The organism is Paenibacillus sp. BIHB 4019, assembly GCF_002741035.1.
In the GTDB taxonomy this organism is placed as follows: Bacteria; Bacillota; Bacilli; order Paenibacillales; family Paenibacillaceae; genus Pristimantibacillus.
This window is the reverse complement of record NZ_CP016808.1, coordinates 2599115-2610579: the sequence shown is the minus strand read 5'-3', so window position 1 is coordinate 2610579 and position 11465 is coordinate 2599115. Positions and strand designations below refer to the sequence as shown.

9 protein-coding genes are annotated in these 11465 nt (G+C 50.5%); 1 reads left to right on the top strand and 8 read right to left on the bottom strand.

Going from position 1 to position 11465, the window contains the following annotated elements; translation table 11 throughout:
* Nucleotides 1-4: 4 nt before the first annotated feature.
* From BBD42_RS11125 to fabZ, 5 genes are all read right to left on the bottom strand, one after another.
* Nucleotides 5-715 carry a WecB/TagA/CpsF family glycosyltransferase gene (locus BBD42_RS11125; RefSeq protein ID WP_099521567.1) on the bottom strand — a complete coding sequence of 237 codons (711 nt, stop codon included), beginning with the start codon at nt 713-715 and terminating at the stop codon, nt 5-7.
* A gap of 58 nt (nt 716-773) precedes the next feature.
* On the bottom strand, nt 774-1973 hold the full coding sequence (gene csaB / locus BBD42_RS11120; protein WP_099518219.1) for a polysaccharide pyruvyl transferase CsaB: 1200 nt from the start codon (nt 1971-1973) through the stop codon (nt 774-776).
* On the bottom strand, nt 1937-4087 hold the full coding sequence (locus tag BBD42_RS11115; protein ID WP_099518218.1) for a DUF5693 family protein: 2151 nt from the start codon (nt 4085-4087) through the stop codon (nt 1937-1939). The genes csaB and BBD42_RS11115 overlap by 37 nt, the downstream gene beginning before the upstream one ends.
* A gap of 87 nt (nt 4088-4174) precedes the next feature.
* Entirely contained in the window at nt 4175-5884 is a 1710-nt protein-coding gene (locus tag BBD42_RS11110; RefSeq protein ID WP_099518217.1) for a phospho-sugar mutase, read from the bottom strand.
* 140 nt (nt 5885-6024) lie between these two features.
* On the bottom strand, nt 6025-6456 hold the full coding sequence (fabZ, locus tag BBD42_RS11105) for a 3-hydroxyacyl-ACP dehydratase FabZ (RefSeq protein ID WP_099521566.1): 432 nt from the start codon (nt 6454-6456) through the stop codon (nt 6025-6027).
* Between the two features lie 439 nt (nt 6457-6895).
* Here fabZ and BBD42_RS11100 point away from each other — a divergent pair, with 439 nt between their 5' ends.
* Nucleotides 6896-9097 carry an Ig-like domain-containing protein gene (locus tag BBD42_RS11100; protein ID WP_150131537.1) on the top strand — a complete coding sequence of 734 codons (2202 nt, stop codon included), beginning with the start codon at nt 6896-6898 and terminating at the stop codon, nt 9095-9097.
* 258 nt (nt 9098-9355) lie between these two features.
* Here the strand turns inward: BBD42_RS11100 and BBD42_RS11095 are convergent, their stop codons facing one another.
* The 3 genes from BBD42_RS11095 to BBD42_RS11085 are packed head-to-tail and all read right to left on the bottom strand — an operon-like array spanning nt 9356 to nt 11430.
* Entirely contained in the window at nt 9356-9661 is a 306-nt protein-coding gene (locus BBD42_RS11095; protein WP_099518215.1) for a DNA-directed RNA polymerase subunit beta, read from the bottom strand.
* Nucleotides 9662-9678: 17 nt separating this feature from the next.
* Complete coding sequence (locus BBD42_RS11090; protein ID WP_099518214.1) at nt 9679-10524, bottom strand: flagellar hook-basal body protein; 846 nt, start codon at nt 10522-10524, stop codon at nt 9679-9681.
* A gap of 36 nt (nt 10525-10560) precedes the next feature.
* Entirely contained in the window at nt 10561-11430 is an 870-nt protein-coding gene (locus BBD42_RS11085) for a flagellar hook-basal body protein (protein ID WP_099518213.1), read from the bottom strand.
* Nucleotides 11431-11465 lie beyond the last annotated feature (35 nt).

Below are 11465 nucleotides of genomic sequence, written 5' to 3'. Positions count from 1 at the left end.
GTTTTTACGATAATGGCCCAGGTTTTGTTACGTTTTCTTTGTCGCGCATCACTTTCACAACGAATTTCGGCAAAACGAGCATTCTTGGCAGCCTTTTGGGCTCTTGAAGCAGACGATAAAACCACTCTAAGCGCAGCTTTTGAAAAATCATCGGCGCGCGCTTCAGCTTGCCCGCAATAATATCGAAGCTGCCGCCAATGCCCATTATATAAGGGACACCCAGTTGATGCTTATACTTAGCAATCCAAGGCTCCTGCGTTTCGGCTCCCCTGGCAACGAGCAAAATATGCGGCGCTGCCTGGCGAATCGCCTCCACAACTTCCTGATCCTGATCGGGACCAAAATATCCGTTGCGGTATCCAACAATTCGCACCTGCGGATATTGGAGCTGCAGCTTTTCGGCTGCCGCTTCAATAACCTCCTGGGATGTTCCGAGCAGATAAGCCGTCCATTTGCGCTGCTCGCCTTCGCGCATTAAACGGTGCATCAGGTCAAAGCCGGCAACTCGCTCGGCTACAGGCGTGCCCACATAATTGGCGGCCCATACAACGCCTGCGCCGTCAGGAACAATAAGCTCTGCCTTCGTCATCATCCGGTAATAATCCGGACTCTCCAGAGCAGACATCACCATAATCGGATTAGCTGTAATGACATGCGTTTGACGCTTCTCCTCAATAGCTTTCACTAAGTAGCTGACCGTCTCATCCATTGTCATTTTAGAGAAGGGTATGCCGTAAATAGATACGGTTGGAACATGGTTCGACAAACGAATATCACCTCGATATGGGATGGAGCAGCAGTTTTATTATTTGCTCAGCAGGCTGCTGCGCTTGTTGCTTCAACTTTGATATAGCTTCCTGATGCGATCTGCGCCAGCTGTCGCCGTTCGCCAGCATCCGCTCCGCCTCATCGGCGAAAGCTTCTGCATCAAGCAGCTCTGTTGAGCCAATTGGCTGCAGATGGATCCGTTTCAGAAATTGATCGATTTTCGGATCATAGGATAAGCCAAGCATGGGTACCATCTGGTTTGCTGCATAAATTAACGCATGCAGCCGCATCCCGAATAAAATATCGCAATGGCTTACTTCCAGCAGCATTTGCTGCGGGTCGTCGCCCGGCGTCGCCAGCTCAGCGATGCTTCCGCTGGCGAGCTGCCCTTGCAGCCGTTCCATGACCTGCTTCGATGTTTCCACATCATCCGGGGTATGGAACGGGAGAAAGCGCAGCCGTACCTGGCGGCGGCGCGTCAGCGCGATTAGCGCATCGGCGGCGCGCGCAAGATCCGCGCCGTCTTCGCGCCAGCGGCGCAGGGACACGCCGACGACCGGCATAGCTTCGCTGCCGGACTGCGCGGTCCCCGCACCGCCAGGCGCAGCCGCCGCGGTTGCTTCGCCGCCTGGCGCCCCGGCCGCCGCTGCGCCTAGCGGCAGCGGCAAGCCCATCACCGGATCGGGTACTACCTCGATCCGGTCATGCGGCACGCCCATCCGCCCCAGCAAAGCGGCTGATTGATCGTCCCGCACCGAAACATAAGCGCTCCGCCGCATAACGTGGCGGATCATCGGGTCCATCCACCGGCGGTTCACCGGCCCGATGCCCTGCGAATAAATGAATGTCGGCTTGCCCAGCAATTGGGCAAGCTTCACGATTCCGGTATAATACGGAATCGTCTTCGTGCCTGTGGCATCCTGCAGCAGGCTTCCGCCGCCGCTGATCAGCCCATCGCAGCTGCGCAGCGCGCCCCACACGTCCGCGGGGCGCATCCGATGTACGGCCTCTACGCCGTACATCGCCTTCGTCCAAGCCGGATCGCCCGACAGCACGACCGGCTGCACTTCAAGCCCATGCGCCTTGCTCTGCTCGGCAAGCGCCAGCAAAATAGAACGCAGCACAGCCTCGTCGCCGCTATTCTGAAAGCCGTAGTAGCCAGAAATCGCTATTCGGCGAATATGCGTTTGAGGGCCGGCGACCATTTAGACCAGACTCCTTCCAGCAGCTGCCACACTCCGATGAGTATAAATCCGACTGCCGCGCCAAGGCCGAGGCCAAGGAATACGCGGATGATGGAAATATGCAGCGGCGTATGGATGTGCGCAAATGTGTCGACCATCGAAAGCTGGCCAATGGAGCCAATAATTACGAACAGCCAGGCTGCGCGGTAACGCAGCGCAGCGAACAATCCCACTAACAGCAGCGGATGCGCAAGCAGAAACTCTTTATTTCTCGGACGGACGCCAAACGTGCCTTCCAGCCATTCGCGGAAAGGACGCTCAAATGGCAGCGTCTGCCCCTCATTACCTGTACGTGATAAATAATACATACCCGCAGCTACCACAATTAAACCAACGACAACCATAAGCACGTTAATCGGGGTTGACAGCATTTTGCGAATGCGGGCAATTGGAGCATGTCCTGTGTAAAACACAACGTAGATCGCAACAAGCGCAATCGGCGCGAGATGCAGCAGGCTAACTCCACGGAATTGTTGAAGCACAAGCATATACGTTATATTGTTCAGCAAACCGAACACATAAGGCACTGCAATAAGCGACATCAGCGCTACTACAATAAACCAGCTAAAAGCAAGTCCCAGACGTCGGCGTGCCGGCAAGCCTTCAAATACCCACTTGCTACCAGCATCACCGGAGCTGCTCAGCGGAATAACGACGCCTTGTCCTTTTTCTTTGCTGCGGAAAGTCCAATCCGCTCCACCAACAAAACGCTGGTTCCCTTCCGTCCTGCTATAAATCCGGTTCATAACCCAGATTAGCGCAAGCGTTGGCGCACTAATGCCCGCCCCAAGCGCAAGAGCCTGCTCTAACACGGAGCTGCTCAGCACATACAAGCCGGCACTTCCGGCAATACCGAGCAGGAATACCGCAATAAGCGTACCTGGCAGAAAAGCATTAATTAACAGCGCAATCAAAGCGATAGCGCCAATGACGACGATTCCTTTCAGCATTTTAACCCATGACGGATATTCCCGGTCAAAGGGCTCCGCTGTACCCGGAGCAAATCCGGCATCAGCCAAACGCTGAATTGTGCCTTTGTTTCCATCCTCCCCTTTAAGGGACAGGTAGAGGTTGTCCAGCGGATTAATAACCGCCGATTTGTCCTGGCTCGATGCAGGCGCACCATTCAGGAAAAACATCCGAATGTTGCGATCCTTTGCTGCAAGCAGGAAGCGGTCGGCAATATCTTCCGGCTTCATTCTCATCGCGTCCGTAGGGGACAACGAATAAAGACGTACAATATTATAGTCTGTCAGGTAGGCGAGTGTCGTCATGCCTGATTGCTCTTTTTTCAAATTCTCGATGGTCGTTACACCGATTTGATATTTGTTAAGCAGCTCGGCAAATGCGCGCAAGCTCTTCTCCTCGGCGTTGTCGGTGTAGCCTTTTACTTTATCGCCGTCGAACAAAATCCGTGTAACGCCATAATTTTTCAACTGGGCAAGAGTCGCCTCTGCTTCTTCCTGTGAATACGGAAGAACCCGGTCGGTCAAACGAGGCAAAACACGGAAGCCTGCTGCTTGGATTCTTTCGAGCGACATCGGATCAAAGCCAAGCGGTTGAAGCAGCGAATTTTGCAGCGGCAGCTCCACCACAAGGCCATCGCGGCCATCGAAGGACCAGTCCCGATAGACGATGCCCGCCCGGTCAAATGCTGCGCGAACAATCGGTCCAATCTGCTCCTTCTCAGCACTGCCGGAATACAAAATATAAGTGAAATTTTGACCCGGCGTCTCCAGCTTGCCTTGGAGCAAAGCCGCCTCCTTGGAGTTGTAGTAGGTCAATCTGCCTGCCTGCATCAGCTCGCGAAGCGAGCTTTCATAGACAGCCATGGTTGAAATGCCGGCTTCTTTCATAAAAATAAGATGCTGCGATATAAAATCCTGCGGCTTTGCCGAATATTCCGCAATTTCGATCAAGTCGCGATAATCAAACACATATTCCACTTGCTTTGACGTCGACTCCGTATTCATACGGTTATAACCAATAGGAAGTGCCGCCATCACGCCAATGAGCGTAATGATCCAGAGCCACTGCTTAGCTCTGCGATTCCATTGCAGCCAGTTTTGAAGCACGAAAATCCTCCGTTCATCGATCCTTGTCATTCCGCTTCCTACTGCTCTATTGCCGAGCGGTTGCCCACGGTTAAAGCCAAATATTCCTTATCCGTCTACTCTTGCCATAACCGCCTGACGCAAAGCATTCAGCGCTTCTTCAGCTTGCGCAGTCGATTCGCCGCGAACCGCAAAATAAACTTTAATCTTCGGCTCGGTACCCGATGGACGAAGACAGAACCATGAGCCATCAGCAAGCATATATTTCAGCACGTTTTCCGGGCGGAGACCGTCTAATCCGAGCTTGTAATCGAGCACCTTCTCTACCTTCACGCCGTTAATATCAACGGGCGGCTGATTGCGCCAGCTATCCATAATGCCAGCAATTTTTTGTACGCCGTCAAGGCCTTTCAGCGTCCGGGATTCCAAACCTTCCAAATAAACGCCATGCTTCTCATACAGCTCAAGCAATACATCATATAGTGTTTTACCTAAGCTTCTATAATATGCTGCTGCTTCACAAATCAGCAAAGCTGCTACAATAGCATCCTTATCCCGCGCGTAAGTTCCAGTCAAATAACCGTAGCTTTCCTCATAGCCGAAAAGGAACGAGCGCTCGCCCGTTTTTTCATAGCCTGTCATTTTCTCGCCGATATATTTAAAGCCAGTGAGCGTATTCTCAACAGCTACACCGTAAGAGCGGGCAATATCCGCACCCATCTCGCTCGTAACAATCGTTTTGATAACAACGCCGTTATCCGGCAATTGTCCGCGCTCCTCCAACTGGCTGAGCACATAATTCACCATCAAAGCGCCCGACTGGTTGCCTGTCAGCACGACATATTCGCCGTTATTGTTTTTCACAACTGCGCCCATCCGGTCTGCATCCGGGTCTGTTCCGATAATAATATCGGCATTGACCTGCTGCGCCAGCTTGATCGCTAGCGTAAACGCCTCACGTTCTTCCGGGTTAGGAGATTTGACCGTGCTAAAATAGCCATCCGGCTGCTCCTGCTCCGCGACAATATGTACATTGCTAAATCCGACTTTCGCAAGCACCTCGCGAACGGGTATATTACCTGTTCCATGAAGAGGGGTGAATACTACGCCGAACTGCTCGCCAACACCGCTGCGGAGAAGCTCCACATTCAGGCTTTGCGCGACCACCGTATTAATGTAGGATTCGTCGGCATCCTCGCCCAGCCATACGAGCAAGCCTTGTGCCTCTGCTTCTTCACGGCTCAGACGCTTCACTTGATCAAAACCCGTCACATGCTGAATGGAAGCGATAACCTGCTCCGCATCCTCAGGAATGAGCTGGCAGCCGTCAGCCCCATACGCCTTATAGCCATTATATTCAGGCGGATTATGGCTTGCCGTAATCACAATACCGCTGGAGGCTTTAAGCGAGCGTACAGCATAAGACAGCTGTGGCGTTGCGCGCAGCGATGGGAACAAATATGTTTTCACGCCGTTAGCCGCCAGCACAAGCGCTGAATCCAGCGCAAATTCCGGTGAATAGTTGCGTGAGTCATGAGCAATAACCATTGAAGGAGCATTTCCCGCAGCATTGCCCAGCAGCCAGTTCGCGAGCCCTTGCGTCGCTTTTCCTACAGTGTAAGTATTAAGACGGTTTGTGCCCGCGCCCATAACGCCGCGCAATCCGCCTGTACCGAATTCCAGATCGCGATAGAAACGGTCTGTAATCTCCTTCTCATCGCCCGCGATGCCGCGAAGCTCCTCTTTGGTCGCTTCATCGATCAATGGATCATTTAACCAAGCGTTGTAACGCTGCATTGCCGCTTCATTTTGACTCATACGAATCTCTCCCTTATATATAAATGAAACTAGCGTAAACGGCTGTCGCCGCCCTATGGCGGCAAAGCTACCGTTTCGCGTGTGAAATATAAGCCGTTTGATAAAGATCAAGCTTATAAATTCTTATATTTTTAAAAAATTTAAGACGGATCGGACAGGGCAAACATAAGCTCGCCTTCGGCAACCACTTGATCTCCCACTTTTGCAGTTGCTTGTCCTTTGCCGATGCTGCCTTTCAATCTGGTAATGACGACCTCAAGCGTAAGCGTATCGCCAGGCTTTACCTGACCGCGGAACCGAAAGCCATCAATGCCTGCAAAAAAGCCCAATTTGCCTCTGTTGGCTTCCAGCATAAGCATTGCGACAGTACCAACCTGCGCCAGCGCCTCAACGATAAGCACGCCAGGCATAACTGGATAGTTTGGAAAATGTCCTACAAAATAAGGTTCGTTCATCGTTACATTTTTCAGGCCAACCGCTCTGACACCCGGCTCTACCTCCAAAATACGGTCAATGAGCAAAAAAGGCGGGCGGTGAGGGATAATTTCCTGAATTTGATTAATATCGAGCATGAATAAAGCTCCTTCCTTGTTGTCGAGGGTATAAAAAATGCAATTTTTACTGAAACTATAGATATCCTTCATGAAGCTGCAGTTTGTGAAGGTTGAGATAGAGGGCTTGGCTGTGCGGACCCGAAGCGTCTGCGGCCAAGCTTCTTTCATTTTACCGCGAATCCCTATGGACTCCCTGGTGGCACGCAAGTGCAGATTGGCAAGCATTCTACCCCTTGGCGGGCGCGGCATTAAGGCTCCAAACCATTATACAACTACCGTATCAAAAATAAAACTGCCATAGCCCTCGTATGGCTAAACTTGGGACTTGCAGGTACAATTGCGGCGGCAAATGATTTTTTTCAAACAAAATACGACATCTTTATTCATTTCCTCTATATGTAAGCCGTTATATAGGATAGAGAGTTCTTTTATTCTATAGACGAAGGGATAGGATGTAGTGAATTTAAGTGTAAACGGGAACAAGTCGCTCAGGGAAATCAGGAGATGGCTCGCCGCCGTTCTATCTGTCATGCTCATCGCTACCACATTCAGCAGCATCGCGAGTGCTGCGGACGAAACTGTAACAGGCATTGAACTAAGCTATGATTCTTGGGATTACAATACCAGCACTTCTTCACTGGAAGTATTTATTGATGACGATGCCGTTATCGTCTCCTTGCTGGCTGCCACTTCAAGCTCTTCCACCAAGAAGGACGTTAGCGCCTCCGCTACTTGGAAATCTTCCAACACCTCCTACGTCAAAGTGGACAAGGGCGTCCTGACGGCTGTAGGCAAAGGAACGGCTACGATTAGCGCTACTTATGGCGGATACACGCAAAATATTAAAGTTACATCCGATTACGTATATGATTCTGTACAAATTTTGAAAAATGGCAGCAACGCCGCAGAAAGCTATGATGTAAGCCTTGGCGCAGAGCAAGTGTTTACGCTTAGCGGCATTAAGAGCGGCGCCTCCAATGAAAACATTACTACCAATGCAACCTGGACATCCTCCAGCTCTTCCGTCGCGACAGTCGACGACGGTACAGTCACGCTGGTAGGCGTAGGAACAACAACCATTACAGCCAAATATAAAGGAAAGACCGACACGGTTAAGCTCGTCGTCACTTCCCCTTATAAATCACTGGCTTTGTCGCCAAAGACGCTGCTTGAAATCGATATGGGCGACGATGACCAGACGATTCAAGCAATAGCTACAACGACTAGCGGCTCGACAGAAACGGTAACGGCAAAAGCGACCTGGACAACTAGCAGCGCTGCTGTTGCAACCGTCGAGGATGGTGTCGTAACTCCAGTTGCGACTGGTCAAACTAAGATTACCGCAACTTATCTTGGTGTAAGCTCGACTATTGATGTTGTCGTTCGTACGCCATACCAATCGATCAAGCTGTCGCCAGCCAAGGAATATCAAATGATGCTGAACAGCCCAGGCTTGCAAATTACAGCTGAAGTTCAGGAGCTTTCCGGCAATGACGAAAACGTGACTACGCAAGCGGAATGGACATCCTCCAACCTGTTAGTCGCTACAGTAACGAATGGACTTGTTACGCCAAAAGCAGTTGGAACAACTAAAATTACAGCTTCTATCAAAGGCATCAGCCGGAGCATTGACATTACAGTTTTCCCTAGCGTCACCGAGCTGACAATCGATAAAGAGTCTATCGATACATTCCCGGAAAAAAGCGAGACGCTGCCTAAAGTGAGCGGCACTACTTTCGGCGGAGATACAGCTGACGTTTCCAAAATTGTGAAATGGACGGTAGCCGACGAAAAAATTGCTACTATTAAAGATGGCAAATGGACAGCGGATACTGTAGGCAAAACGGTCGTAACAGCCGAGCTTAATGGCCTGAAAGCGACATTTGAGCTCAATGTACACCTTACACCTGTGAAGCTCGTCCCAAGCACCAAAGAACTTAGCGTAGTTATCGGCAAGGATTCGGCGCTGCCTACGATTACGGTTGTCAATCAAGATGGATCGGAAGAGGATGTTTCCTCCAAAGCAACGTGGAAAACATCATCGGATAATGCAATTGTCGTTAATGGCAAAGTAAAGGGGCTTGAAGCCTCCAAAGTGACATTAACAGCAACCTATTTAACTAAAACAACTACCGTCAAAGCTTACGTTGAAGAAGAGATCGAGAAGCTGGTAGCAGAACCATCCAGCCTTGAGCTCTACCCAGGCAAAAGCAAGTCGGTTAAAGTAACAGGCTACTATGTGAGCGGCAAGAAAGTAGTTCTGAGCTCCAAAATGAACTGGACCGTTTCTTCCAGCACCTTGGCAACGGTTAATGGCAGCACCGTCAAAGCGCTGGCTGTAGGCAGCGGCAAGCTGACTGGCTCTTATCAAGGCAAAACGCTGGAAATTCCGATTACGGTTTCGCCTAAGCTTAAATCGCTAACCCTTTCGGATAAATCGCTTAAACTTAGCCCAGGCGCTTCTTATTCGCTGAAGCTGCAAGCCAATTATACAACTGGCAATCCAGTAGATGTAACAACGAACGCAGCTTGGGTAACAAGTAAAGCGAGCGTAGCTACTGTATCCAATGGCAAAATTATCGCTCTGAGCAAAGGTTCCGCTACCATTAAAGCTACCTTTGACGGCAAAACAGTATCGATGCGTGTAACTGTAAAATAAGCCAATGATTTTATGAAAAAGAACACCTTCCGCTTGTTTTTTAAACAAACGGATCGGTGTTCTTTTTTTATCTGCTGATCTTATCCCGGCAGACGACCAAGGTGAAACGGCTGTCGCCGCCCTTGGGCGGCGCAGCGCCTTTCATACCAGGAAATATAGAGCAAGGATAGAAAAATCATATCCTTTCCTATATTTGCAAAAAAAGCGGCATCCGCAATAAGCTGCGAATACCGCCTTTAACCAATCGTACGGTGCGAACTACGAATCCGAAAATACAAGATCATAGACATGCTGCCAAGTTGACCATTGGAACACATCATCTCCCGATTGCTTGCCCAGCACCGTATAACCGATATAGAGGCCCGCAATCAGCATAATGACCATGATGCAAGGCACAATGCTGCGGCGCAAAATCCATAATATGATTCTCAGTACCAGGGGCCGCTTCTTCTTCTCTGGAGCGGAGCCTTGCCCCTTCCTGCGCGAGCTGCTGCGGGTCTGTTCTGCTTGTTCATCTTCCAGCCTGTCATCCGCAAAATCAGCTCGTTCATTCGTCGTACTCATTACCACCATCACCCTATCTATCTGCGCAAGCCGTTCGCCAACCCCATCATCGAATCGCTTGATGTTAATGCCCTAGCTACCAGTTGGTAAGCACGTTGTACATTAATCAGCTCAGTCATCTCGCTGCTCATATCCACATTGGATTGCTCAAGAGAGCCTTGGCGCAGCGCGATCGCATTATCCGCGTCAGGAGTAACCTCTTGGATTACATCACCCACATTCAGCCCTTCAGCTACGGAAAACAAATTGTCATCCAGCTGAGTAAGAGCAGAAGGCCGGGTTGCTTGCATCAATTTAATTGTGCCTAAATTAATGGTTGTACCGTCAGCAGCAACACCTTGCGCACTGCCATCAGCACCAATAACCAGCTTATAGCCATCTGGAACAGTTACTGGCTGCTCAACTACTACATTTCCTGGCTGGGTCACTACCGTCGAAACAATAGGATAGCCTTCAGCCGTTGCCAAAATGTTATCACCGTTTGCATTAACCGTCAACTGAAACGCACCGTTGCGCGTATAAGCACGGTCGCCATTAGCGTTCACAATGACCTCGAACAACGCATTTCCTTCAATTGCAAAGTCCGTGTCCTTACCTGTTGTCGCAATCGTTCCTTGCTCCAGATTCGGCTTAATCATCGTCAACTGGGAGCCCCAGCCTTGGTTAAAATCAAGCGGCGTCATACGGCCCGGCTGTTTAAATTCATTTGGCTGCTTGCTGACATTCGTCAACAAATCCTCAAAGGTTGCTTCCTTCCGCTTATAGCCTACTGTATTCACGTTGGCGATATTATCAGCGATCATATCAAGCTTCTGCTGGAGTCCACCCATCGAGACTACCGCATTAATCATTGAGCCGTTCATCGTCTGCCTCCTTCACGTTCCGTTGCTGATTTCGTCTTAAACGCGGCCTACTTCCGTTACAGCCTTCTCCAGACTTTGATCATAAAATTGCACAACCTTCTGGTTGGCTTCATAAGCGCGAAGCGCCGCCATTAAATCAACGGAGGATTGTGCCGCATCTACGTTAGAACGCTCCACATAGCCTTGCTTCACCTCTACCTGATCCGTTCCCTGAAGCGCTACAGCCTGCGCGGCGTCTCCATTAAAACGGAACTGGCCGTCTCCGGCGCGTACGAGTTGGTTCGGCTCGTTTATTCGCGTCACCAAAAGCGGCTGTACGCCACTATCCACACCGGTTTGTGAATTAACAAAACGCAAATCCTTCGTCAGCGACAGCTGCTCAAGCCCAATGCCTGCTGCGAATTGAATAGGATTTCCATCAGCTCCGAGCACATTGGCTCCGTCTCCGTTAACGAGAAAACCGTCCGCTGTCAGCGTAAAGGAGCCGCCCCGCGTATAGCGAAGATCCCCTTGCGCATCCTGAAGCGTAAAGAATGCTTGCGGCTGGAACGTTACCGTACCGTCATCAGCCACATATTTGCCGGACTCGTCAAACGCCGCACCCTCCACCGCAATGTTGGACACGAGTGCGAAATCAGTAGACTTGTCCGTCTGGGACAAGTCCCCTTGAACATGCAGCGACAAGCTCTCCTCTGCAAATACCCCCATGCCGAGACGACCGATGGACTTGCTTGGCTCTCCCTGTACCCCTGTCATGGAAAGCAGCGTATCCGGGAACGAACGCGTGACCGCATTCGTCTGCTTATAGCCCGGTGTATTTATATTTGAAATATTATTCGTTACGGTATCATGTCTGCGCTGCTGGGCCGTCAAGCCTGCAGCTGCTGTGTAAAGCCCTCTAAGCATTGCAATTGCCTCCTCGAAGATCGTATAAGGCTGTT

What these genes read in the sequence shown, in the direction of transcription:
- BBD42_RS11090 (WP_099518214.1), bottom strand. Translation starts at nt 10,524, where the DNA reads ATGAACGGCTCAATGATTAATGCGGTAGTCTCGATGGGTGGACTCCAG.
- BBD42_RS11110 (WP_099518217.1), bottom strand. Translation starts at nt 5,884, where the DNA reads ATGAGTCAAAATGAAGCGGCAATGCAGCGTTACAACGCTTGGTTAAAT.
- fabZ (WP_099521566.1), bottom strand. Translation starts at nt 6,456, where the DNA reads ATGCTCGATATTAATCAAATTCAGGAAATTATCCCTCACCGCCCGCCT.
- BBD42_RS11125 (WP_099521567.1), bottom strand. Translation starts at nt 715, where the DNA reads ATGACAATGGATGAGACGGTCAGCTACTTAGTGAAAGCTATTGAGGAG.
- csaB (WP_099518219.1), bottom strand. Translation starts at nt 1,973, where the DNA reads ATGGTCGCCGGCCCTCAAACGCATATTCGCCGAATAGCGATTTCTGGC.
- BBD42_RS11085 (WP_099518213.1), bottom strand. Translation starts at nt 11,430, where the DNA reads ATGCTTAGAGGGCTTTACACAGCAGCTGCAGGCTTGACGGCCCAGCAG.
- BBD42_RS11095 (WP_099518215.1), bottom strand. Translation starts at nt 9,661, where the DNA reads ATGAGTACGACGAATGAACGAGCTGATTTTGCGGATGACAGGCTGGAA.